The sequence below is a fragment of the Stenotrophomonas sp. NPDC077461 genome (assembly GCF_049545475.1).
Taxonomy (GTDB): Bacteria; Pseudomonadota; Gammaproteobacteria; order Xanthomonadales; family Xanthomonadaceae; genus Stenotrophomonas; species Stenotrophomonas nematodicola.
On the sequence record NZ_JBMWDO010000005.1, the window covers coordinates 296,425 to 320,673 of the forward strand.

A 24,249-nucleotide genomic window follows, 5' to 3' on the forward strand; every position below is an offset into this window, starting at 1 on the left:
CTAGAATCGCGCCCCATGCTCAACACCCGCGCGTCCCGAGAGTTCTGGTTGCTCGCCCTGATGGCCCTGCTTGTGCTGGGGGCCGGTCTTGGCCTGCGCGACCCGTGGCCCTCCGATGAACCCCGCTTCGCATTGGTCGCCAAACAGATGGTGACCAGTGGCGATTGGCTGTTCCCGCATCGCGGCACCGAGCTTTACTCGGACAAGCCGCCGATGCTGATGTGGTCGCAGGCGATCCTGTATCGCCTGATCGGCGACTGGCGCGTGGCGTTCCTGCTGCCGTCGCTGCTGGCGGCGCTGGGTACGCTGGCCTGCGTCTACGACCTGGGACGACGCCTGTGGACGCGGCGGGTGGGGCTGTATGCCGCCTGGGCGCTGCTGTTTGCGGTGCATTTCACCTTCCAGTCGAAAAAGGCGCAGATCGATCCGCTGGTGGTGTTCTTCATCACCCTGGCCAATTACGGCCTGCTGCGCCACCTGCTGTGTGGGCCGGCGTGGCGATGGTGGTGGCTGGGCTGGTTCGCGGCCGGGCTGGGCGTGATCACCAAGGGCGTGGGTGTGCTCGCGCTGCTGATGATTGTGCCCGCGGCCACGGCGTCGCTGCTCGGATGGCCGCGGGTCAGGCTGCACATCCGCGATGCCCGCTTCTGGCTGGCGCCGCTGGCATTCGTGCTGGCCATCGCGATGTGGTTCGTGCCGATGGTGCTGACCGCGCTGGGCAGCGGTTCGGCCGAGTACCGGGCCTACCTGGACGACATCCTGTTCCGCCAGACCGCCAAGCGCTACGCCCAGTCCTGGGATCACCACCAGCCGTGGTGGTACTTCCTGGCCACCATGCCGTCGATGTGGCTTCCCGCCTTCCTGGTCCTGCCGTGGGCGGTTCCGGCCTGGTGGCGGCGGCTGCGGCGGCGCGATCCACGCTACCTGATGCTGCTGGGCTGGTGGCTGCTGATCGTGCTGTTTTTCTCGATCCCGCACGGCAAGCGCGATGTCTATATCCTGCCGGCGCTGCCGATGTTCTGCCTGGCGTTGGCCCCGCTGCTGCCCGGGCTGCTGCGGCGGCGCGACGTGCAATGGCTGATGGGCGCCTTCACTGCCGTGCTGGCACTGGCGCTGCTGGGCGTGGGCATCGCCATGCTCGGGGGCGAGCCCGGCTTCGAACGCAGCCTGATCATCAAGCGCGGCATCGACACCGCGGTGACCAGCGGCCTGGCCTGGATCGGCATCGCACTGGGCTGCGGCGCGGTGATGAGCCTGGTGTTCAGCGGGCGCCGGCGCTTCCACGTGGCGGCGATCGCCACGCTGGCGATGGCCTGGGTGGCCTACGGGCTGATCGGCTACCCGCTGTTCAACGATTCCAGTTCCGCGCGCGGGCTGATGCAGCAGGTCGGCCAGCGGATCGGCCCGGATGCGCAGCTGGGCCTGGTGGCCTGGAAGGAGCAGAACCTGCTGATGGCCGACCGCGCGGCCACCACCTTCGGATTCAACCGACGCTGGGACAACCAGCTGCGCGACGGCGTGGAGTGGCAGATGCAGGCCCCCGCGCAGCGCTGGCTGCTGGTGCAGGAAGACGCGCTGCTGGGCTGCGTGGATCGCGACAGCGCCACGCTGGCCGGGGTCGCCAACCGGCGTCGTTGGTGGTTGGTGCGGGCCAGTGATATCCGCGGTCCCTGTACGGCCACGGCGGCTGAACAGAAGCGCGAACGCGAGTTGCACAGAATCGATGGCGATGAGTAAAGATAGCCGGGGTCATCGGGCCATCCAGGTCCGCAGGCCGCTCCGTGGGCGCCGGTCGCGCCGGTCGTGTCAATGGGCCTTGCGGCCTGGGCGTGGTAATCGAGGTTGGCAATGAAGCAGCAAGGCGCGTCCAGCACGACCGACGTGGCGTCATTCCCGCCCTTGCAGGGCCGTCTCGGCGTGGCGCATTGGGTCGCCAACATCGGCCTGTTCTGCCTGCCGGCGCTGATCCTCAGCGTGCCGCAGAACCTGCTGCCGTACGGCCTGCTGCTGTTGCTGGGCAGCCTGCTGGCACCGCTGGAGCTGTGGCGCGCGCGGGTCATCGCCGGTCGTCCGCTGGTGGTGCTGGGCTGGCTGATGCTGGCGGTGATCGCACTGTCGCTGGTGTCGATGCTGCTGTTCGAGCAGGGCCTGCGCGATATCGACAACCGCTCCCGCTTCGTCGTGATCCCGTGGATCATTCTGTGGGTCTGCGCGCTGCGCCCGGCGCTGCACTGGCTGTGGGCCGGTTCGCTGGTCGGCCTGCTGGCGGTGATGGTGTTGTCGGTGGTGCAGGTGATGGGGGGGGCGCCCCGCGCCGAACTGAGCACCAATGCGATCGTGCTGGCCGACATCGTGCTGATGCTGATGGTGCTGCTCGTGTTCTGTCGCCCGCACCACCGCTGGCCGTGGGTGATCGTGGGCATGATCGCCGGCTGCGTCACGATCGTGCTCAGTGGCAGCCGCGGCGTATGGCCGGCGCTGGTGGCCCTGCTGGTGGTGATGGCGATGAGCCTGCGTTGGCGGACCGGGCGGGCGCGGCTGTCGGTGCTGCTGGCGCTGCTGGCGATCGCCGGCACGCTGGCGTTGACCGTCCCCGGCCTGCGTGAGCAGGTGCGCCTGACCGAACTGCAGCACGATGTGGTGCGGATGGAGCGCGGCGACAGCGATTCCTCTGCCGGCGCCCGTGTCGAACGCCTGCAGGTGGCCTATGAGACGTTCTTCGACCACCCGCTGATCGGGGTGGGGATCGGCCACTTCGACAGCGCGATGCTTCGCCTGCCGGTGTGCCGCGAAGACCCGGACGAGCCGCGCTGCCACCTGGGCCACGCGCACAATGACCTGGCCGAGTGGTCGGCCACCCAGGGGGTGCCCGGGCTGTTGCTGCTGCTGGCCGTGTACGGCGTGCCGCTGCTGGTGTTTGCCAGGCTGCACCGGCGCAGTGGCCAGATCGGCTTCCGCGGCCCGGCCGCAGCCGGGATCATGGTGGTGGTGGCCTACGTCCTGTGCGGCCTGACCCAGTCGATGTTCGCCCACCAGATCACCGCGAGCTTCTACGTCACCATCGTTGCCCTGCTGACCGGCCTGTCGGTCCTGCAGGGACACGCCCACCGCCAGCGCCCGGCTCAGGCCGGCGGCTGATCCCGGGGCGGGTCCGCCACCGGCTGGCCGATCTGCAGCATCCACAACATGATGGTCTTCTGGCGCACGTAGTTGGCGCGCACGTAGGCGTACACCAGTCCGTGCCAGCCATCGCGGAACCCGCCGCGGAACAGCCAGCCGCGCCAGAAGCGCCACGCCGGGGCCAGCACCAGCTTGCCCAGCGTGGCGCGCTTGCCGCGGGCGAACTCGTGTTCGGCCATCATCCGCGCATAGCGCTGGGTCTTGGCCAGCTGCTGCTCCAGCGAACGGTAGGGGTAATGGATCAGGTCGCCGCGCAGGGTGCCGACGGTACCGTCGACGCTGGCCGCTTCATGGATCTCCCGCTTGCCGCGCCAGCCGCCGTGGCGGCGGTCGAACAGCCGCATCACCCGGTCCGGATAGGCGTTGCCGTGACGCAGGAACTTGCCGAAGTAGGCCGACAGCCGCGCGAACCGGTAGCCGTGATGGCCGGCGAAGCCGCCAGCCTGGGCGCTCTGGATCGAGGCGCGCAGGGTGTCGTCGACGCGCTCGTCCGCGTCCAGGCACAGCACCCAGTCGTGGCTGGCCTGCGCGACGCAGAAGGCCTTCTGGCTGCGGAAGCCGTCGAACGCGCGCTGCAGCACGCGGGCACCGGCGGCGCTGGCGATGGCCACGGTGGCATCGGTGGAATGGGAGTCCACGACGATGATCTCGTCGCAGAAGGCCAGTGAGGCCAGGCAGTCGCCGATGCGGTCGGCTTCATTGAACGCGATAATGCAGGCCGAGATGCGAGGCCGTTCAACGGGAGCGGTCGTGGAGGACATGATGGCCGAGTACCTGCTGTTTGCGACGGAACGCTATGCGTTGCCTATTCTCGCCCCACTGGCCGAGGCGTTGCACGCATCCGGGCAATCGGTGTCGACCTGGTTCGTCGACGGCGCGGCCGGCGCAACGCTGCCGGGGGTGCCCGGGATAGACCTCAAGCAGGCGCTGGCGCTGCGTCCGCGCGCGGTGTTCAGCGCCGCCAACTGGGTGCCGCCGTTCATTGCCGGGGCCAAAGTACAGGTCTTCCACGGCTTCAACGTGCAGAAGCGCGACAGCGCGCGCGGCCACTTCCGGGTGCGCGGTCTGTTCGACCTGTACTGCACGCAGGGTCCGGCGACCACCACGCCGTTCCGTGACCTCGCCATGCGCGATGGCCATTTCGCCGTCGCCGAAACCGGTTGGCCCAAGCTGGACCCGCTGTTCCGCGATGACGGTGGCCTGTCGGCCGCCCTGCGCGCCCCTGCCCAGGCGCGCCCGGTGATCCTGTTCGGCTCCACCTTCACCGAGCGGCTGAGTGCGGCGCCGCACCTGTATGACCCGATCGCCGCCGACATCGCCCGCGGCGACCGCTACTGGCTGTTGACCCTGCATCCCAAATGTCCCCCCGCGCTGTTTGACCGCTACCGCGCGCTGGCCGGCGCCAACGCCGCCTTTATCGAGCCCGAGCAGGTGATGGCCGCGCAGCGGGCGGCGGATGTGCTGGTGTCGGACACCTCGTCGATCGTGTCCGAGTTCGTGGTGCAGCACAAACCGGTGGTGACCTTCCGCAACCGGGTGCCGCAGCCGCACATGATCGACTTCGACGATGCGGCGCAGCTGCCGGCGATGCTGGCGCGCGCACTGGCGCCGGAGCCGGCCTTGATGGCCGAGATCCGCCGCTATGCCGATGCGATCCATCCCTATCGCGACGGCTGTTCCAGCGAACGGGTGATCGCGGCCACCGAGGACTTCCTGGCCGGGGAACTGGGCCGCCTCAAACGCAAACCGTTCGGCGCCTGGACGCGGGGCCTGCAGATCCGCCGCGACCTGGGATACTGGGGGCCGTCCAGGCGCTGAGGGTGGGCCCCCGGCCGCGCGTCTACCAGTGCAGCCGGCGCCTGGCCAGCGCATCGCCCAGCTGCGCCTGCAACGCGCGGGCCTCGGCGTCGGGCAGGTAGCGCAGGCACAGCGGGAGGCTGCCGCTGGCACCGGCCGTATCCAGCCAGAGGCTGGCAGTGCCCAGCCAACGGTCCAGCGGCGAGCGTGACAGGCGCAGCGCCTGCACCTTGTCCACCTCGGCGAACCGCCACCAACGGTGCCACCAGCCGCCGCGGACGGCCACGAGTGCGTCGTCCACGTAGTAGCCCATGCGCGCCATACGCCGCCGCGCGCTGAACGCCGACCACGGCAGCCACAGCAGCACCAGCAGGCCCCAGCGCTGGTCTTCCCACACGGCACCGGCAGCCAGCAGCAGAGCGATCACCAGCGCCGGCAGGCACAGCCGCCACCAGCCGCGCCGATCCACCGGCTGCCACGTGGCCGGCGGCCACTGCGCATGCGGCAGCAGGTGCTGCACCAGCGCATCGCACGCGGCCGGCGTGGCCAAGGGGGCCAGCTCGCGCAGGTCGCGCCGTTCGCCATCGCCCGGGGTGCTGGCGGCGATGTCGATGCCCAGATGGCGACGCCCGAACAGGCGCTGCAGGGGACTCTCGCGCAGGGTCCAGGCCTGGATCCGACGCCGCGCCACGCTGGTGCGCAACCGGGTCAGCAGGCCACTGGACACGGTGAGGCGTCGCTCGTGCTCGCTGAGCTGGAAACCGTGGTAGCGCAGGAAGGCCAGCGTCACCGACAGCGCCCGCAGCAGCAGCCAGAACACCAGCAGCGCGGAGGCACCGGCCACGACCCACATCCATGTGCTGGGATGCAGGTGGCTGGCGTAGCCGAACGCCTGCCGGCTGCCGTTGTCGAGTACGTCGGAGACCGTCCCGCTCGGCACAAACTGCATCACCGCGCCCACGGCCGCCAGCACCACCACCCAGCCACGGTCGGACAGCAGCCCGATGCGCAGCACGTCGCGTGCGCCCAGCCGCAGCAGCACCGGGTCGGTGGGAAGTGGTGGCGGTTCGGTCGCGCCGGTCGCGGCGACGGCCACCGTCGGTTGCCCACGCTGGCGGACCAGTGCTTCCAGTGCGAGTGCCTGGTCCAGCTTGAGCACGCGCATCTCCGCTTCCGGCCGGTTGCCGCCGGCCGATTCCAGCTTCAGCTCGGCCACGCCGAACAGCCGGTGCAGCGGATTCTGGTGCACCACCACGTTGTGGATGCGCGCGAACGGAATCTCGCGGCGGTTGCGCGACACCACCCCGCTGCGCACGGTGATCGCATCGCGCCCGATCTGGTAGCGGTAGGTCAGGTACTGCAGCAGGGCGTACGCTACCAGCCCCACCACGGCGATCAGCGGGCCCAGTGTGAGCCACAGCTGGTCGCGGTCGCCGCGGTTGCCGAACACCACCAGCGCCACCAGCGGCAGCAGGGATTGGCGCAGCTGCATCAGCAGCACGAACAGCCACGACCACGGATGCAGGCGTTGCTCGGGTGCCGGAGTTTCGGGGGCCGGGGTGCTCACAGGGCGTCGTCGTCCTGGTCGAGCTGGTGGGCCAGGGTGTCGCGCAGGCGCTCGGCATCGGCCTGGTCCAGGCCACTGATCGAGACCGCACTCATGCGGCTGCCGGCGGTGTGCACCACCAGCGTGGCCAGCCCTGCACTACGCTCGATCGGCCCGCGACGCAGGTCCAGGTGCTGTACGCGCGAGATCGGGACATGGGTTTCCTGCTGCCACAGCAGCTCGCGGCGCAGGCCCAGCCCGCGCGCATCCAGGCGCCACGACGTGCGGCGCTGACGGCGGAAGCCAATCACCGCGCCGATCAGTGCGCCGAGCACCACCATCGCGGCCACGCCCCACCAGCGCCCGGGCAGCGCCAGCAGGAACCAGCCGGCACCGAGCGCGCCGCCGGGCAGCAGCGCGCCGGTCAGCGCGCCGCTGGCTGCGGCAATGGAGGCCGCACGCAGCGGCAACGGCTGCCAGGCTGCCGGAAGCGGCAGCGCGGGCGGCACGACGGGATCGATGGACTCGGTCAAGGCAGGGCGCTCGGCGTGGACAGGGCCGGACGCCCGCGTCAGCAACCGGCGCCCGTGGCGCAGACGGTAGCAGGTTGCCCGGTTACTGCGCGGCCTGGATCAGCGCGTCGACATCGAGCAGGTGCCCCGCGCGCTCGGCCTTGGTGCGCAGGTAGTGCTCGTTCTCGACGGTGATGTCGCCGGTGACCGGCACGCACTCCACCACCTCGATACCGGCATGGCGCAGGCGCTGGGCCTTGGTGGGGTTGTTGCTGAGCAGCTGCACCCGCGACACGCCCAGGCCCTGCAGCATCGCCGCCGCGCTGCCGTAGCGGCGTTCGTCGGCGCCGAAGCCGAGCTGTGCATCGGCGTCGATGGTGTCCAGGCCGTCATGTTGATAACCGTACGCGCGCATCTTGGCGGCGATACCGGTACCGCGCCCTTCCTGGTCCAGATACAGCAGCACGCCACCGCCAAGATCCTTGAGCTTGCGCAGGCCGCGGCGCAGCTGATCGCCGCAGTCGCACTTGAGCGAGCCGAACAGATCCCCGGTCAGGCAGGACGAGTGCACGCGTACCGGCACCACGCCGGACAGGTCCGGGGTGCCCACGATGATCGCCACCTGGTCGCGCTGGGCGACGCCGCCGCGGAACACCGCGAACTCGGTCATGCCGACGTCGCGCAATGGCACCGGCGAGCGCGCCACCAGCTCGTAGGCATGGGCGGCCTGCTCGGCGCCCTGGTGCAGGTCGCACAGCGAGACCTGCGCGCAGCTGTCGAAGCGGGTATCGGCCGGGTCCAGCAGCACCCCGACCGTGGCCGGCAGCAACAGGCCCAGCCGCGCCACTTCGATCGCGCCGTCGTCCAGCGCCTGGCCGGCGCTCCAGCCTGGCGGCATCGCCTCCGGTTCGCGCAGGTAGCCCAACGATGGCAGTGCATCGAAATCGATCCCGGCCAGCGGCACGCGCGCGCCATGTTCGGCCGCCACGCCCAGCACCCGCGCGCGGGTGGCGGTGAGGAACAGGTAGTGCTGGCCGGCCGCGGCCTCGGCGAAGGCACCGAAGCTGCTGCGGGTGCTGCTGTCCAGGGCGATGAACGCCAGGTGCTGGCCGTGGCTGTCATCGATCACCACCGGGCGGCCGGCACGCAGCTCGGCGACCGCGCGCTCGCAGCGGATCGCGGCCGGATCGCCGAACAGGGAAGAAGCAGCATCAGACATGGCAGGGGCCGTGGGGGACATCGTGGGTTCACAGTGGGGACGAGGGGCGACGATTCCAATCGCGCCCGGGCGCGACACAGCGTCGCATTCAGTGCGGGTGTTCCTCGGTGGCGTAAGGGTCCACTTCGCCGCTTTCCGGCGGGCGCAGCGTGTAGCGCTTGTAGGTCCACTGGTACTGGCTCGGATCGCGGCGCGCGATCCGTTCAATCCCGGCATTGAGCGCGCTGGCGGCCGTGCGCGGGTCCGGGTCGGCCACCGTCGGCGGCGCCGGCTCGATGTGCAGGGCGAACTGCATGTCCGGGCCGATCCGCTCGCACCAGCCGTACAGCACGGTCGCCCCGGTACGCTCGGCGAGCCGGTTGACCAGGGTCATGGTCAGCGCCTCGATGCCGAAGAAGGGCGCGAACACGCCGTCGCCGGCCTTCGGCTGCTGGTCGGGCAGGATGCCGGTGGCCCCGCCGTCCTTGAGTACCTTGAACAGCTGGCGCACGGCCGGGCCCTCGGCGCGCACCTGCTGCACGTTGTCGCCGCCACGCACCAGCTGCAGGAAGGCGTCGCCCACCGCTTCATCGGGCGCCTTGTAGACGATGGCGATGGGCCCGCGTGAGGCCAGCCACTGGTTCAGCAGCTCCCAGTTGCCGTAATGCGGGGCGGCCACGATCACGCCCCTGCCCGAGGCCAGCGCGGCGTCGTACAGGGCCTCGCCGTGACGCTCGGTCAGGCAGGCCAGGTTGCGCTCGCGGGGCTGGGTCCACAGCCGCAGCGTTTCGATGGCCTGCATCGCGGTCGAGCGCAGCACCGCCTTGTGCAGCGCCGCGCGGTCGGCCGGGGCCAGCTCGGGGTAGGCCAGCTCCAGATTGCGTCGGGTCACCCGGCTCTCGCGGGCATTGAGGCGGATCCACAACCAGGCCAGGGCGGCGGCGAACCCACGCAGCCAGGCCCAGGGCAGGCGGGTGAACAGGGCAGCGGCGCGATAGGCCAGGCGGGCGGTGGTATGCGGTTTCATCACGTGGAAGTCTAGCCGCTGGGCGGTGCGGGGGCATCCGCAGCCCGCCCACGGTCCGGATCGCCAACCGCACCCCCAGGCTCTAAGGTAGTCCGCCCCCTGCCACGGAAGCCCTGCCATGCTTGTTCTCATCCAGCGCGTCAGCCAAGCCAGTGTCCGCGTCGACGATGCCGTGGTCGGGCAGATCGGGCCAGGGCTGCTGGCCCTGGTCGGCATGGAGCCGGGCGACACCGACGCGCAGATCCGGCGGATGGCCGATCGCCTGCTTGGTTACCGTGTCTTTGGCGACGAGGGCGGAAAAATGAACCGATCGCTGCTCGATACCGGGGGTGGCCTGCTGCTGGTCAGCCAGTTCACCCTGGCGGCGGACACCGCCAGCGGCATGCGGCCGGGCTTCAGTACCGCCGCCGCGCCTGCGGAGGCTGAACGTGGATTCAACCAACTGGTCGAAACATGCCGTCAAAAGCACGCCCCAGGGGTGGAAACCGGGCGGTTTGGTGCCCATATGGTTGTCAGCCTGGTCAATGATGGTCCCGTGACCTTCCTGCTCAGACCCTAGCCCCGGGACCACCGCCCGGGAAGGCGGGGCGCCGGGCTGGTATAATGCTAGGTTCTATTCCCTCTCCCAGCCGGTGGCGCGAGCACTACATGGCCAACGAACGTCCTGCCCAGCAAAACGACATCAAGCTTCTGATCAGCAAGGGCCTGGAACAGGGCTACCTGACCTACGCCGAAGTCAATGACCACCTGCCCGACGACATCGTCGACCCGGAGCAGATCGAAGATATCATCGGCATGATCAACGGCATGGGCATCGATGTCCATGAAGTTGCACCCGATGCCGAAACCCTGTTGCTCAACGATGGCAACACCGGCAACCGCGAAGTCGATGACACCGCGGCCGAAGAAGCCGCCGCCGCGCTGAGCGCGCTCGACACCGAAGGTGGCCGCACCACCGACCCGGTGCGCATGTACATGCGCGAAATGGGTACCGTCGAACTGCTGACCCGCGAAGGCGAAATCGCCATCGCCAAGCGTATCGAAGAAGGCCTGGGCCAGGTCCAGGCTGCGCTCGGCACCTTCCCGGTGTCGGTCGAAACCCTGCTCGCCGATTACGACGCGCACAAGGAAGGCAAGAAGCGCCTGGCCGAAGTGATCGTCGGCTTCAACGACCTGGTCGAGGAAGTCCCGGCCCCGGCCGTGGCCGAAGACACCAGCGACGACGCCGACGCTGATGCCGACGAGGACGAAGACGACGACGTCGACGCCGAGGAAGACGCCGGTCCGACCGGCCCGGACCCGGAAGAAGTCGCGCGCCGCATGCAGGCGCTGACCGACGCCTATGCCGCGTTCAAGAAGGCGGCGGCCAAGGGCGACCGCAAGCCGCTGGCCAAGCTGCGCGACGACATGGCCGCCGTGTTCGTGACCCTGAAGCTGCCGCTGCCGCTGACCGACGTGCTGGTCAAGCAGCTGCGCGACGTCATGGCCGACATCAAGTCCCACGAGCGCCGCGTGCTGAACCTGGCGACCGTGACCGCGCGCATGCCGCGCAAGGACTTCATCCGTTCCTGGGAAGGCAACCAGACCAACCTGGAATGGGTGGAAGACGCCCTCAAGCGCAAGCAGAAGTGGTCCTCGGCCCTGCGTGATGTGAAGGACCAGATCATCGCCGAGCAGCAGGCCACGATCGACATCGAGAAGACCACCTGGCTGGAACTGGAAGAGCTGAAGGAAATCAGCCGGGCGATGGCCTACGGTGAAGCCAAGGCGCGCAAGGCCAAGAAGGAAATGGTCGAGGCCAACCTGCGTCTGGTGATCTCCATCGCCAAGAAGTACACCAACCGCGGCCTGCAGTTCCTCGACCTGATCCAGGAAGGCAACATCGGCCTGATGAAGGCCGTGGACAAGTTCGAGTACCGCCGCGGCTACAAGTTCTCCACGTATGCGACCTGGTGGATCCGCCAGGCCATCACCCGTTCGATCGCCGATCAGGCCCGCACCATCCGTATTCCGGTGCACATGATCGAAACGATCAACAAGTTGAACCGCATTTCCCGCCAGATGCTCCAGCAGTACGGCCGCGAGGCCACGCCGGAGGAGCTGGCCAAGGAAATGGACATGCCGGAAGACAAGATCCGCAAGGTGATGAAGATCGCCAAGGAGCCGATCTCCATGGAAACGCCGATCGGTGACGACGAAGACTCGCACCTGGGCGATTTCATCGAGGACTCGGCCATGCAGTCGCCGATCGACGTAGCCACCGTGGAAAGCCTCAAGGAAGCCACCCGCGAAGTGCTCTCCGGCCTCACCGCCCGTGAAGCCAAGGTGCTGCGCATGCGCTTCGGCATCGACATGAACACCGACCACACCCTTGAGGAAGTCGGCAAGCAGTTCGACGTCACCCGCGAGCGCATCCGCCAGATCGAAGCCAAGGCGCTGCGCAAGCTGCGTCACCCGAGCCGCTCCGAGCAGCTGCGCAGCTTCCTGGATATCGATTGATCTCCGCGTTGGTGCGTTGATGAAAAAACCCCGCTTCGGCGGGGTTTTTTTATGGGGTGGCGGGAGCGGGTGCCCCGACGGTGGAGCCGACCGTCGGTCGGCTGCCCGCGTGCAGCGCGGCAGTCGGGGGGGGCGACCGGACGCTCCTCGCACGGTACCGTTGCAGCCTGCATTTTATGTAACATTATTCGTAACATCAAAACGGATCGATGGCCGGACAACCCGATGAAAGTAGCTCTGTTATCAGTAAGATAGACGTACACGTCCTTGCGGAGCTCCGTGTTTACGTCTATATATTCGTAACATAATCAGCCCGGATGTCCGCCAGCATGGCCCGTCCCACCCGCCACACCGTGCAGGATCTGCTCGACCGCCTTCCGGCCGGTGAGGTGGTAGCGGCCGCCGCGCTCGCCGAGCGTCTGGGCGCCACACGGATGACGTTGAGCCGCCTGGTGGCCGACGCCGGCGACCGCGTGGCCCGCCTGGGCCGGGGCCGCGCTACTGCCTACGCCGCCCGCCGAGCCACTGCCGCAGGCAGCGAATGGCCGCTGTTCCGCCTCCGCCCCGATGCCAGCCTGGAAGAGCTGGGCACGCTCATCGCCCTCAGCGGTGATGCCTTCCACCTGGACGTCGGCACCGCCCGGCCCAACCTCAACCGCGCCCCGGACGGTGCCATCGACGGCTGGTTCCCCGATATCCCGTGGTTCCTGGATGACCTGCGCCCGCAGGGGTTTCTCGGCCGCACCTTCGCCCATCGCCGCGCACGCGATCTCGGCGTGCCGGACGATCTCAACCGCTGGCAGCAGGGCGACATTCTGCAGGCGCTGGTGCGCGCCGGAGGTACCGGCATCGGCGACCTGCTGCTGGGGGGCGACGCCGTCGCCGCAGCCCTGGCCGAACTGGATGCGCCGCCGGACGGTGTCCAGGCCGACCAGCGTGTCCGCGACTATCCTGCGCGCGCTGCGGCCGTCCTGGAGGGCGAGGATGTCGGTTCATCACCCGGCGGGGAGCAACCCAAGTTCACCGCCACCGTGACGCACAACGGGCATCGCCAGGCAGTGCTGGTGAAGTTCGCGCAGCCCACCGCCGGTGAGGCTGCCGAGCGCTGGGCCGACCTGCTCGTGTGCGAGCACCTCGCGCTGCAGTGCCTGCGCGATGCAGGCGTGGATGCGGCCGTTTCCGAGCTGCTCCAGACCAGCACGCATGCCTTCCTCGAGGTGCAGCGCTTCGACCGCACGCCGGACGTGCTTGGCCGCCGCGGCTTCGTGTCACTGATGTCGCTGACTGCGGCGTTCGTGGGAGACGTCACGCTGGACTGGGCGCGCGCGGGCGAGCAGCTGCACGCGCAGGGCTGGCTGACGGCCGCCACCGCCACGCACATGGCCCGGCTGCATGCCTTCGGCCGCCTCATCGGCAACAGCGACATGCACCACGGCAATCTCGGCTTCCATCTGGTCGACCACGGTCCGTTGCCGCTGGCGCCGGTCTACGACATGCTGCCGATGTCGCTGGCCCCCTCGCGCACCGGGGTGCTGCGCGCGGCAGCGCCGCTCGGGCCGGTTGCGCCAGAGCGCAGCGGCCAGCTCGCCCACCTGCAATGGGCCGCGCCGGTGGCGCTCGACTACTGGCAGCGGGTGGCGGGCTCGTCCCTGCTGCGCTCGCCCGCCTTGCGCGCGTTGGCGGCGGACAATGCACGGCAGGTCGATGCGATGCGCCACCGGTTCGGATGAGGGGTGCGTGGCATGCCCGCAGGCAGTGGCAGGGCCGGGCGCGGCTCTACTACACTGTGCGGCCGCAAGGGCCTATAGCTCAACGGTTAGAGCAGAGGACTCATAATCCTTTGGTTCCAGGTTCGAATCCTGGTGGGCCCACCATCGAGTAGGCCAAGGGAGTCCGAATTGGTCCGGTGATTCCCCCAAAACCCCGCTAGATGCGGGGTTTTTGTGCGACGTAGTCCAGGTTGATCAGCTTGAATCCGGGGTGGAAGTGAGTCAGGATGTGAGTCAGAGGACATAGCTCATGCCCGCTGACTCACAACCGTCTGACTCATATGCTGACCGACACCAAGCTGCGCTCCCTGAAACCACGCGAAGACGCCTACCGTGTGGCCGATACGAATGGCCTGTGCATTGAAGTGCGGCCGTCCGGGGCGAAGGTATAGCGCTATCGCCATCGCCACTCGCGCAAGGCCAGCATGATCACGCTGGCCAACTATCCGATCATGTCGCTCGGCGAGGCGCGGGCCGAGCGGGATCGGTTGCGGGCGTTGGTTAAGAGGGGAGCCAACCCCGCCCAGGTGGCCCGCATCGAGCGAGCTGTGCAGACCGAGCGCGCCGAATCCACCTTCAGCGCGATCGCCATCGAACTGCTGGAGAAGCGAACCAAGGAGGGGCTGACTCCCGGGTCGGTAAAGCGTGAGCGTCGCCTGATCGAAAAGGACCTGGCGAGCATCGGCGATATCCCGATCATGGACGTGACGGCGCCGGTCCTGCTGGCAGCGTTGCGCAAGTTAGAGAAGCGCGGCGTTGCCGAGACCGCGCACCGGACGCGCTCGCTTGCCAGTCGTGTATTTCGTTATGCGATTGCCACTGGACGCGCGACATCGAACCCTGCTGAAAGCTTGATCGGAGCACTGGAGCAACCCCAGACCAAGCACTTCGCTAGCGTGACCGATCCTGCCCGGATCAGCGATCTGTTGCGGGCAATGTATTCCTATCGAGGGTCGCCGGTGACCTTGGCGGCATTGAAGCTGGGGCCGATGCTGTTCGTGCGACCTGGTGAGTTGCGAACGGCTCGATGGGAGGATGTCGATCTTGAAAATGCAGAGTGGCGTTTTGTTGCCAGCAAGACCGGAACCCCCCACATCGTGCCCTTATCGTCCCAGGCGAAAGAGGTCTTTGAGGACCTGAAGCCTCTCACCCGTCGGAGCGAATTTGTATTTCCTGGGGTTAGAAGTTCGAAGCGCCCGATGAGTGAGAACACGATCAATGCGGCGTTGCGGAATCTTGGCTTCGATGGCGACACCATTACCGGCCACGGCTTTAGGGCCATGGCGAGAACAGTCCTGGACGAGGTCTTGGGGTTCCGACCGGATTACATCGAACATCAATTGGCGCATGCGGTCAGGGACCCGCTTGGGCGTGCCTACAACCGCACCGCGCACCTTGCTGAGCGGGAGAAGATGATGCAGGCGTGGGCCGACTACCTGGATGGACTGCGGCTCAATTCCAGGGTTGTTCCGCTACATCGCCTTGCTGGGTGACAGCTATCACCCAGCCTTCGGTGGGCAGGCTATTCTACGCACGATGCCAAAGTGATTTGCTTTCCCATCACTGATCACAGTTGCTGGTTCAGGTCAGGCCCCGAACTCCGAACGGTCGATATTCTGACCCGCCTTGACCATCTCGTAGAGCAAGCCAACGAGCGGGTTTAGTGCTTGCTTGTCGTTCCTCAGCACCTGGGTCACCAGGTCGGTGTGTGATCCCAGAGCTCGGACCAGTGCCGACTGGACAGTGCCCTTGATGTTGCCGTTCATCGCCACGTCTCGGGAATTGTTCTTGATCTGGGCCACCGTGTTGGCGTCCTCGCGCACGATGTCGGCCAAGTGGTTCACCAGAGCCACCTTGTCGGTCAGCGGGGTGGCCTCACCGAAGATCGAGTTCAGGCGCGCGATCACCTGTCGCAGATAGACCGGGAGCCCAGCCTGGCCACCGCCACCGGGGCCAACGGGTTTCAGGATGACGGCCTCTTCCTTGGGCGGTTCCTCGCCATCGGGCATGTCCTCGGGCTTGATGTCGAAGCCCGTCAGTACCAGAGCCGACACGTCCACTTGCTCGGGAGGCACGCCGTTGAGACGCTTGAACAACAGGCGGGCGAAGCTGGCAAACGCTTCAAGTCCTGGGTCGCCAAGATCGATGGTCTGAGCGATGTAGGTGTACAGCGATCCGAACCGGGTCAGACCGGACTTGAAGTCCAGCAACCGCTGCAAAGCTTCAGCGTGGGCCGTCCGGGTGGCGTCCGCTTGCTTCATGCCGGCTTCGTTACCTTGTGACTTGGCCGCCTCGTAGGCGGCCTCAGCCGCCTGGATGGCGGCGCGCCGCTGCTGGACCTGGTCGTTGAAGCGTTCTGTGGGCTCGCTGGTAGCGTCGTACAGCTCCTTGTGCTGAGCCTGCTCGCCGGCAGCAAAGGCGGCAGCGGACTTGAAGCGCACGGCTGCGTAGGCGGCTACCTCGGCTTGCTTGTAGATCCCGGCCTTGTCCAGTTCGGCCTGCAGGTCGTAGATCACATTGGGGTTCTGGACATCGACAATACGAGCGCCCTTGTCGTACTTGGCGAACGCACCCAGGATGACTTGCGGCTCGTTGACGAAGTCCACCACGAAAGTGGTGTCCTTGCCTGGCGCAGTACGGTTGAGGCGGGACAGCGTCTGAACGATCTCCACGGGGTTGGCGATCTTCTTGTCCAGGTACATCGCGCACAGCTTGGGCTGGTCGAAGCCGGTCTGGAACTTGTTGGCTACGATCATGACCCGGAATTCAGGACGGTCGAACACCTTGCGCAGATCCGAACCGTACTGCTTCGGGTTCATGTTGCTTTCGGTGAACTGCTCGTCGTCTGCTGCTGCGAACGGATCGTCCTTCAACTGCTCGTCGGAGCTATGGACAACTTCCTTGCCGGTCAGTGTGCCTGAGAACGCCACCAGGGCCTGGAAAGCCTTGTGCTGCGGGTGAGTCTCAATGTACACGTCGAAGGCGCGCTTATAGCGAACGGCTGAGGCGCGCGAGGAAGTCACGATCATCGCCTTGGCGGTACCACCCAGGAGTGGGGCGACGTTGGCAGCGAAGTGCTCGACGATGAACTCGACCTTCTGGGTAACGTTGGTCGCATGCAGGTTGAGCCATTTGGCCAAGGCACGCTTGGCCGCCTTCTGGGAGACCCGCTTGCCGTCCTTGACGGGCTCGGCCAGGTTGAAGGCCGTCTTGTAGGGCAGGTAGCCCTTCATGACATCCAGGATGAATCCCTCGTCGATGGCCTGGCGCATGGGGTACTTGTGGAAGGACTGCGGTTTGTTTTCCTTGCAAGGCGGCTTGCTCGGATCGGTAAGGCGCCCGAACAGAGTCAGAGTGGCGTGCTTGGGCGTGGCAGTGAAGGCGAAGTAGGAGACGTTCTTCGGGCGCACGCGCGAGGACTGGATCTTCTCCAGCAGCTCCTCGACCGTCAGACCTTCCATCTCCTTGGCATCGCGCAGGGCCAGGGTGGCCTGCAGCTTGGAGGCGGCCGAGCCGGTCTGGCTGGTATGGGCTTCGTCGATGATGACGGCGAAGCTGCGGTCTTTCAGCTTGCCGTTGGTCAGCACCTGCTCCATGGCATAGGGGAAGGTCTGGAGCGTGACCACGATGATGGGCGTGCCGCGCTCCATGGCCCTGGCCAGTTCTTTGGATTTGCTCTCGCCCGTGTCCCGGTCACCGATGGCGGCGATCAGCTCATCCTGATGGTCGATCTGCTGGACGGCGTCCTGGAGCTGCTTGTCGAGCACCGTGCGATCGGTGACCACGATTACCGAGTGGAAGTAGGGCACGCCTGCATCGGTGCGCAGGCGGATCAGGTCATGCGCCGTCCAGGCGATGGTGCTGGTCTTGCCGGAGCCCGCCGAGTGCTCGCACAGGTAGGTCATGCCAGGGCCGTTGGTCTTGGCATCGCCGATCATCTTGGTGACGGCATCCCACTGGTGGAAGCGCGGGAAGATCTGTGTTTCCTTGCGGGAGTGGTTGCCGGCCAGGTCGACCACATCTTTCCTTTCGGTGTACACGAAGCTGTGGAAAATCCGCAGCCAATTGTCGCGCTGGCAGACCTGCTCCCAGAAGAACGCCACCGGGTACTCGCCATCCGCTCGGATGGGGTTGCCTGTCCAGACGCCATTGCTGCCGTCCCGGCCCTGGTTGAAGGGCAGGAAGTAGCTGTTCTTGCCGTCCAGCTTCGTGCACATCTGGATGTCGCTGTCAGACATGGCGAAGTGAACAACCGCGCCACGCTGGAATGTCAGCAAGGGCTCCACACGCCCTGTTGCCTTGTCCTTTGGCTGGCGGTCGTTCTTGAACTGCTCGACGGCGGCTTCCGCAGACTGCGTGAAGTCAGTCTTGATCTCCACGGTGGCCACGGCCAATCCGTTGATGAAGAACACCAGGTCGATGGCCAACGTGCTGCCTGTGCGATACTTGAGCTGGGGCACGACGCGCAGGATGTTGGCGCTGTAGCGCTCCCAAGCGGAAGGGTCGCGCTCGTCCTCCGGGAAGCCCTCGCTAAGCGCAATCTCGCCTGCGCCGGCCACCTTGATCCCCTTACGCAGCACGTTGACCGTGCCCTCGCGTTCGAGGGCCTGGCTCAAGCGATCCATGAGGGTGGCGGATGCCTTGTCGCCATTGCCCGCCTCCAACTTCTCCCACTTCTTGGGCTGGGTCGCTTTCACCCACTCGACCAGATCTTCTGGGTACAGGGCATGGTCCTGGTCGTAGCCGGAAGTGGCGCCCACTTTCCAGCCGCGTGCTTCCAATTGCTTGACGACGTACTGCTCGAAGTACTTCTCGCGGTGGGCGGTGTCGGTGAAGACGGGATGCATGGCTGTCCTTAGGCGGTGGTGCTCAGATGACTGAAGAGGAAGGCGGCAATACAGGCATAGGCAGAGATGATCAGCGCCAGTTTCGACCAATAGAAGACGATACCGGGCCAGTTGAACCATCGACTGGCGGCGACATTCGCGTCAGCTGTGATCGACCTGGCAGCCAGCTCCTTCTCCTTGATACGGTGAAAGTAGCCCCAGATTGCGGACGAGGACGCGTACTGAAGGAGATCACAGGCCAAGGAAAAGCAGAGCAGGATCATCGCCCAGGTCAGGACCTGTGGAAGTGCTATCCCGGGCTGATCCTGAGGCTGATTGAAGACCCACACGGCCGCAATGCCAGCGAACGCCAGTTGCCTCGCCGCGGCGCTTGCCGCAGCAGAGTGGCAGTAGTAGTTCTCCCTCGCCACAGACAGTTTCATTTGGACTTCTGGCCGCCCGACGGGTTACGTGGGCCACCGCTGTTCGTGTTGCTACTGCGATTCCCGCCACCGGTAGGCGTACTAGTGCCAGGGCCAGTTCCCTTGTTGCCCGAACCACCGGTACCCGGGGAAGAGGGCTTGTTGTTGCCGCTAGATGATCCACTGCGGTTAGGTGAGGTCATTGTCGTTAGGAGGTTCGGGTTGAGGGATTGGTTAGATGCTCAGGTCGACCTTGCCGGTGACGGCAGCGGTAATCAGGGCGGTGCGGTGTTCGCGCAGCAGTTCGATGGAGCGCTCAGTTTTGGAGATCAATGTGTCGATTCGGGTGGTGGCGCTGTCGAGGTCGGCGACGATTGCCTTCGCCTCACGTTCCGTCGGGCGCGGCACTTGGATTGAGAGGAATGGGCCAGGGCGAATGGTCTTGCGCAGGCCCTTGTAGAAGGGCCTGAGGCGCTTGTATTCGTCTACATGCAGGAAGAAGTAGTAGAGATATCGCGCCCACAATTCGCCCTGCGGCCGGAACACCGTGTAGGCGCCGGTCAACATTCCGTCCTGAGGTGCTACGCCTACCGTCCTTGGGGTCTCGTCCATATCGAAGAGGCAGAAGACCATTTCACCAGCGGATATCCGCTGATAGCCATCGAATGAGGCGGGCATCTTGCCCCTGGGATTTTCCAGGTCGCGCTCAATCACGCCTTGTAGGGTGAGCGACAGCAACTTGGTGTTGCTACTTTCGCTGCCAACGATGTCTCGGCGTAGCTGCAAGAACGACTTCAGTGGAGCGGTATCCCAGGTTTCCGGCACTTCCCCAAGCCACTCCACGCCGCTGTCCTTCATCTGCACATTCGGATCGAGCCCCTTGGTCACGGCATGTGTGATCAGGGCTTGGCGCTTCTCGCGCAGCAGTTCGATGAAGCGGGTCTTCTGGGCGACCATGGCGTCGATACGAGAGGTGGCGCGGTCGAGGTGGGCTACGATGGCGTCTTGCTCGGCTTTAGGCGGGTGGGGCAGCAGCTGTTCCGCAAAAGTTGCCCACCTGAAATCCGTTGAGCGCTCACGGATGCCTTTTGCCAAGCTCTCAACATAACCTGTTGTAGCCATGGTTCGCACACATCTGGCATAAAATTCTGCCGATGCGTCGTGGTTTGGTACGCAACATGAATAGACAGGGGTGCACTTCCCGTCCGAGTCGCTCACTCCGATTGCACCGGCAAAGGCATCCATGGCGTGAATGACTAGATCGCCCTTTTGTACACGCTGGTAGCCAGCTTCCTTCAGCGCGTTCGTGAAGCCGTCTGTCCTGCGATTTGATCGCAGCGTGACCTGGCCGTCTCTGAACGCCGTTACGATCCCGTCTTCGGGATGGGGTAGACGTTGGGCCAAGGAGAAAAGAAACTTGGTTCGCCTCATGTCCCACGTCTTGGGAATGGGTCCCACCCAAGAAACTCCGGAATCTTTCATCTCGACTTTCGCCATGGATGGAGTCATCCCGCCACCTCATTCAACAGCGCAGCAATATCCGCTTCCACGGCTTTCAGCTCTGCATCGATATCATGCAGGTCACGCGGCGGGACGTACTTGTAGAAGTAGCGGTTGAAGTTGATCTCATAGCCAACCTTGCCGATTTGGCCGTCGCGGTCATCGGTGTAGCTGGCGTCCACCCAGGCACCGGGTACATGGGGCAGGACTTCGGTGTCCATGTAGTCGCCGATGTTCTGGTCGAGCGGAACGCTCTCGAAATCTTCCAGCTCCTTGTCGGGTACCGGATTGCGTTCCTCATCGAGGACTTCGGGTGCGTCGGGATCGCGCACTCCCAGGGCGCCTTCCAAGGCGTTGGCCAGCGGCTTGCTGATCTTGGGGAGGCCCGCTTTCTTGGCGGCCACTGCCAGCGTGTTGAACCACTCGTAAGGATGGGTCTGGCCTAGGTGCTTGCGCAGCAGAGTCAGCCATTTCTCCTGGTCGGCTTCGGCCAGCTTGGCGAAGGCCTTGCTGGTTGCCATATCAGACAGTCCATGCTCGGTGATCTTGGCCACCAGTCGCAGGGGGCGTTGGACCTTGATCCGGCGGTAGCCGAAGTCGCGGTAGTCCACGATCCGCACGTTCTCGCTGGGCGCGAAATCGGCATAGAGACGCGCGATGTCTTGGGCCTGCTCACCGCTGACATAGCGGCGCTTGTTACCTTCAGACTTACGCATGGGGCTGTGCATGCCCGTGGCGTCGATCAGTTGGACCTTGCCCTTCCGCTCTTCGGGCTTGTTGTTGTCCAGCAGCCAGATGTACGTGCCGATGCCCGTGCGGAAGAAGATGTCGGTGGGCAGGGCCACGATCGCGTCAATCAGGTCGTTTTCCAGCAGCCAGCGCCGGATCTCGGTTTCGCCCTGGCCTGCGTTGCCGGTGAACAGAGGCGAGCCGGACAGGATGATGGCCGCACGGCCTCCGCCGTTCTCCGGGCGTTCCAGCTTGGAGACGAGATGCTGGATGAAGAGCATGGAGCCGTCGGATACTCGGGGTGTGCCCGCACCGAAGCGTCCAGCGAACCCCATTTCCTTGGCCTCGCGTTCGACGAAGGCCTGGTCCTTTTCCCACTTCTTACCGAAGGGCGGGTTAGACAGGCAGTAGTGGAAGCGCTGGCCGGCGAAGGCGTCCTGGGAGAGCGTGGACTTGGGGCCAGCGATGTTGGCCGACAGGTCTCGGGCGGGCTCGGTTTCCAGGCGGCGCAGCAGCATGTTGGCCAAGGCCACCGCATGGGTTTCTGGTTCCAGCTCCTGACCGAAGGGGATCAGCACGGGCGGGGCCTTACCTTGCGCTGCGAATCCATCGACGTGTTTCATGGCGTCGGTGAGAAAGCCGCCGGTGCCACAGGTGGGGTCGTAGAGCGTGCGGATCAGGCCGGGGTTGTCACGGAACAGGGCGTCATCCGGATCGAGCAACAGCGTCGTGGCCAGGTGGACCACGTCACGCGGCGTCATGAAGTCCTCTGCCGCTTCGTTGACCTCCGAGCCGAAGCGGCGGATCAGGTGCTCGTAGATGTTGGACATGACCCGGTCGGGTACGACATCCGGGTGCAGGTCGGTGTTGGCGAAGTTCTGGCAGATCTTGAACAGGATATCCGCACGAGCCAGACGGGCGATCGTGTCGGTGAAGTTGAACTGATCGAAGATGACGCGGGCGTTGTCCGAGAAGCCGGCGACGTACGCTTCCAGGTTGGACTTGGTCTTGGTCGCGCCCAGGGTGGCAAGCGAGTACTGCGAGGTGTTGTAGAAGGGCAGGGCGGCGGTCTGGCGCAGGATCAGCGCCGTATCCAGCCCCTTGTCCTTGAATTTGGTGTGCGCCTCACGGACTTTGTCGCGCGTGGGTTCCAGTACGCATTCCAGACGGCGAAGAAGAGTGAACGGCAGGATGATCTTGCCGAAGTCGGTGTGCCTGAAGTCGCCCCAAAGGTCCTCGGCGTTCTTCCAGATGAAACTGGCCAGCACGGTGTCGGAAACCTTGGGAGCCTCAACGGCAGTGGCAGGATGGGCGGGTTTTGCGTTCTTGGTCATGGTGCTTTGGTGGTAACGAGATCACGGGATGCCATCAGTGCGGGCACTGACAGCCGAATGGCGGGTTGATCGTGGCTCCCCAGCGCAATCAGAGCACAGAATCCTCTCCTGGACTAAGACGCCATGGAATAATTGGAAGCGCATGAGCAGGTAGGCGTTAAAGGCACTGCAGCCCCCTCCTATTCCAGAGCTTGATCGAATGCGTCGCGTATTTGTTGGCAAGTTCTGCCAATTTGCACCAGTACTGCGGAGTCGCCGGCATCGGCCAGTCGATCTGGAAGATGGCGAAGGTCTTCTTGCCTGAAGATGATGAAATCGAAATAGGGTGGCCATGCGAGGAGTACTGCATCTCCCTCGCTTTTCCGTGCATTGAAAATACGGCGGACGTCCTCGTTCGATGCAATTCCGTTGGCTTGATCGAATGAAAGTCCAAGATCGATCAACTGCTTGGCTAGGCGCATTAGACACAAATCCGTGTAGCCAAAGCGCTTCCATTTAGATCGGGCGTTGCTTAGATCCGGAGCCGGCGCGTCGGATGCGACCAGCGGCAGCGAGATGCCGCTTCGCCCTAGAAGGCCCCGCTTTAGATAGGAGCGCAGGCCTTCGTAGCCGATGCCGACAATTTCCGCCGCCTTAGCGGTCGTGACAGTAGGCTCCATGCTAGCCCTCGAAATGGTTCTATTGGGACCAAATTATCAGCACTTGAAATCGGTGTCAATAGGACCGAATTAATAGGATTTAACGAAATCTCAAACCCATACCACCCCTCTGAAGCGCATCAGATCCGCCTTCGCGCAGGACGCAGCGCTGGTCGCGTTTTTACAGGAGGCAAGCAGTATGATGAAGAGCAAGGTCGAGCTGATCTATTGCGTGATGGTTGTGGCCACGGCCGTTCTGGCCGGTGTCGTGAAATGCACCACAAGCGCGGGCTGCAGCAGATGCGGCGGCATGGTCGATCCGTTCGACTGATCTCCCCAAACCCGTTGGTACTTCGCACAAGGCCCGGCATGTCCGGGCCTTGTGCGTTTGTGCCGCCAACAACAAGGAAACGAAGATGCATTTGGTCGAAACGATGGCCTATGCCGGCGAGAGGCCGTGGCATGGCCTGGGCAACCGGCTGGCGCCGCAACAGCCTATCGAGGTGTGGAAGCGGCAGGCTGGCATGGACTGGAAGATCGAGGAAGCGGAGGTGCGCTATGTCGCCGGCAACTACAACCTCGGCGTGATCCATGCCTTTCCGGAGCAGAAGGTGCTGTACCGCTCGGACAACCGTACCCCGCTGTCCGTGGTGTCCAGGCGCTTCAAGGTCGTGCAGCCGGGCCAGATCCTGGAGTTCTACCGGGACCTGACCGCCAGCAGCGGCTTCGAGCTGGAAACAGCCGGTGTTCTGCGCGAAGGACGCAAGTTCTGGGCGCTGGCCCGCACCGGGCAGAGTACAACGCTGAAGGGCCGTGACAAGGTCGATGGCTATCTGCTGCTGGCAACCGCCTGCGATGGAACCCTGGCGACCACGGCGCAATTCACCTCGGTCCGGGTTGTCTGCAACAACACCTTGTCGATCGTACTGGGCAATGCCACCGGGGCGATCAAGGTGCCGCATCGCAGCCAGTTCGACCCGGAGGTGGTCAAACGCCAGTTGGGCATCACCGTCGCGTCGTGGGATGGCTTCGTGGCGCGGATGAAGGCGCTGGTGGAACGACCGGTGGATACGGACTCGGTGGAGGGACGGTTGCGCCGGGTGCTGACCTATACCGGGCCGGACGGCAAGGCCACAGTGGTCAACGAGCATGCGATGGCCAATGTGCGCTTGTAATGACCCACCGTTTTCTGCTCAGGTCATGCGGTTAATGTGGCGGCATGAGCCGCGTCTGGGGTCATCATCTTCAGCGCCTGATGTGGGCGCTGTTGGT

The 24,249-nt window shown here is 65.3% G+C and carries 17 protein-coding genes, 1 tRNA gene and 2 pseudogenes; 10 read left to right on the forward strand and 10 right to left on the reverse strand.

Translation table 11 applies throughout. The annotated features are described in order from the left end of the window. Positions 1 to 15 precede the first annotated feature (15 nt). Together ACPEH8_RS11640 and ACPEH8_RS11645 are read left to right on the forward strand one after the other, a co-directional pair. Entirely contained in the window at positions 16 to 1,737 is a 1,722-nt protein-coding gene (locus ACPEH8_RS11640; protein ID WP_313160512.1) for a glycosyltransferase family 39 protein, read from the forward strand. A 111-nt stretch (positions 1,738 to 1,848) separates the two neighbouring features. After that, the gene (locus ACPEH8_RS11645; protein ID WP_017357126.1) at positions 1,849 to 3,138 is read left to right on the forward strand and encodes an O-antigen ligase family protein; all 1,290 of its coding nucleotides are present in this window, start codon (positions 1,849 to 1,851) and stop codon (positions 3,136 to 3,138) included. On the opposite strand, the gene ACPEH8_RS11650 is transcribed toward ACPEH8_RS11645, so the two are convergent. After that, positions 3,123 to 3,941 carry a glycosyltransferase family 2 protein gene (locus tag ACPEH8_RS11650; RefSeq protein ID WP_017357127.1) on the reverse strand — a complete coding sequence of 273 codons (819 nt, stop codon included), beginning with the start codon at positions 3,939 to 3,941 and terminating at the stop codon, positions 3,123 to 3,125. The genes ACPEH8_RS11645 and ACPEH8_RS11650 overlap by 16 nt on opposite strands. Here ACPEH8_RS11650 and ACPEH8_RS11655 point away from each other — a divergent pair. Further along, on the forward strand, positions 3,940 to 4,998 hold the full coding sequence (locus ACPEH8_RS11655; protein WP_026070936.1) for a CDP-glycerol glycerophosphotransferase family protein: 1,059 nt from the start codon (positions 3,940 to 3,942) through the stop codon (positions 4,996 to 4,998). The two genes, ACPEH8_RS11650 and ACPEH8_RS11655, sit on opposite strands and share 2 nt — an antisense overlap. A gap of 22 nt (positions 4,999 to 5,020) precedes the next feature. On the opposite strand, the gene ACPEH8_RS11660 is transcribed toward ACPEH8_RS11655, so the two are convergent. From ACPEH8_RS11660 to ACPEH8_RS11675, 4 genes are all read right to left on the reverse strand, one after another. Further along, positions 5,021 to 6,544 carry a PH domain-containing protein gene (locus tag ACPEH8_RS11660; protein WP_423666821.1) on the reverse strand — a complete coding sequence of 508 codons (1,524 nt, stop codon included), beginning with the start codon at positions 6,542 to 6,544 and terminating at the stop codon, positions 5,021 to 5,023. Next, on the reverse strand, positions 6,541 to 7,056 hold the full coding sequence (locus ACPEH8_RS11665; protein ID WP_136004458.1) for a PH domain-containing protein: 516 nt from the start codon (positions 7,054 to 7,056) through the stop codon (positions 6,541 to 6,543). Before ACPEH8_RS11665 ends, ACPEH8_RS11660 begins: the two co-directional genes overlap by 4 nt. 82 nt (positions 7,057 to 7,138) lie before the next feature. Further along, positions 7,139 to 8,275: a GTP cyclohydrolase II RibA gene (ribA, locus tag ACPEH8_RS11670; protein WP_423666824.1), complete on the reverse strand. Its 1,137-nt coding sequence runs from the start codon at positions 8,273 to 8,275 to the stop codon at positions 7,139 to 7,141. Between the two features lie 67 nt (positions 8,276 to 8,342). After that, complete coding sequence (locus ACPEH8_RS11675) at positions 8,343 to 9,260, reverse strand: lauroyl acyltransferase (protein ID WP_017357509.1); 918 nt, start codon at positions 9,258 to 9,260, stop codon at positions 8,343 to 8,345. 118 nt (positions 9,261 to 9,378) lie between these two features. Between ACPEH8_RS11675 and dtd the strand changes: the two genes are divergently transcribed. The 5 genes and pseudogenes from dtd (at position 9,379) to ACPEH8_RS11700 (ending at position 15,021) form a co-directional block, all read left to right on the forward strand. Then, the gene (gene dtd, locus ACPEH8_RS11680; RefSeq protein ID WP_017357508.1) at positions 9,379 to 9,819 is read left to right on the forward strand and encodes a D-aminoacyl-tRNA deacylase; all 441 of its coding nucleotides are present in this window, start codon (positions 9,379 to 9,381) and stop codon (positions 9,817 to 9,819) included. An 89-nt stretch (positions 9,820 to 9,908) separates the two neighbouring features. Further along, entirely contained in the window at positions 9,909 to 11,759 is a 1,851-nt protein-coding gene (gene rpoD, locus ACPEH8_RS11685; RefSeq protein ID WP_423666827.1) for an RNA polymerase sigma factor RpoD, read from the forward strand. A gap of 329 nt (positions 11,760 to 12,088) precedes the next feature. Continuing rightward, entirely contained in the window at positions 12,089 to 13,489 is a 1,401-nt protein-coding gene (gene yjjJ / locus ACPEH8_RS11690; protein WP_423666830.1) for a type II toxin-antitoxin system HipA family toxin YjjJ, read from the forward strand. A 68-nt stretch (positions 13,490 to 13,557) separates the two neighbouring features. After that, positions 13,558 to 13,633 (forward strand) — tRNA-Ile (locus ACPEH8_RS11695). 176 nt (positions 13,634 to 13,809) lie between these two features. Beyond that, positions 13,810 to 15,021 (forward strand): annotated as a pseudogene (locus tag ACPEH8_RS11700) (tyrosine-type recombinase/integrase). Positions 15,022 to 15,114: 93 nt separating this feature from the next. Here the strand turns inward: ACPEH8_RS11700 and ACPEH8_RS11705 are convergent. The 5 genes from ACPEH8_RS11705 to ACPEH8_RS11725 form a co-directional block, all read right to left on the reverse strand. Further along, positions 15,115 to 18,375 carry a type I restriction endonuclease subunit R gene (locus tag ACPEH8_RS11705; RefSeq protein ID WP_423666833.1) on the reverse strand — a complete coding sequence of 1,087 codons (3,261 nt, stop codon included), beginning with the start codon at positions 18,373 to 18,375 and terminating at the stop codon, positions 15,115 to 15,117. 8 nt (positions 18,376 to 18,383) lie between these two features. Continuing rightward, the gene (locus ACPEH8_RS11710; RefSeq protein WP_143568346.1) at positions 18,384 to 18,797 is read right to left on the reverse strand and encodes a hypothetical protein; all 414 of its coding nucleotides are present in this window, start codon (positions 18,795 to 18,797) and stop codon (positions 18,384 to 18,386) included. A 213-nt stretch (positions 18,798 to 19,010) separates the two neighbouring features. Further along, a complete protein-coding gene (locus ACPEH8_RS11715; protein ID WP_423666836.1) occupies positions 19,011 to 20,273 on the reverse strand; it encodes a hypothetical protein in 1,263 nt (420 codons plus the stop codon). A gap of 8 nt (positions 20,274 to 20,281) precedes the next feature. Then, a complete protein-coding gene (locus ACPEH8_RS11720) occupies positions 20,282 to 22,339 on the reverse strand; it encodes a type I restriction-modification system subunit M (protein ID WP_423666839.1) in 2,058 nt (685 codons plus the stop codon). 179 nt (positions 22,340 to 22,518) lie between these two features. Continuing rightward, positions 22,519 to 22,998: a hypothetical protein gene (locus ACPEH8_RS11725; RefSeq protein ID WP_139146300.1), complete on the reverse strand. Its 480-nt coding sequence runs from the start codon at positions 22,996 to 22,998 to the stop codon at positions 22,519 to 22,521. A 178-nt stretch (positions 22,999 to 23,176) separates the two neighbouring features. On the opposite strand from ACPEH8_RS11725, the gene ACPEH8_RS11730 reads away from it, so the two are divergent. Then, the gene (locus ACPEH8_RS11730; RefSeq protein ID WP_261798215.1) at positions 23,177 to 23,308 is read left to right on the forward strand and encodes a hypothetical protein; all 132 of its coding nucleotides are present in this window, start codon (positions 23,177 to 23,179) and stop codon (positions 23,306 to 23,308) included. 85 nt (positions 23,309 to 23,393) lie between these two features. Beyond that, a pseudogene (locus ACPEH8_RS11735) lies at positions 23,394 to 24,146 on the forward strand (DUF932 domain-containing protein); the annotation flags it as partial. Positions 24,147 to 24,249 lie beyond the last annotated feature (103 nt).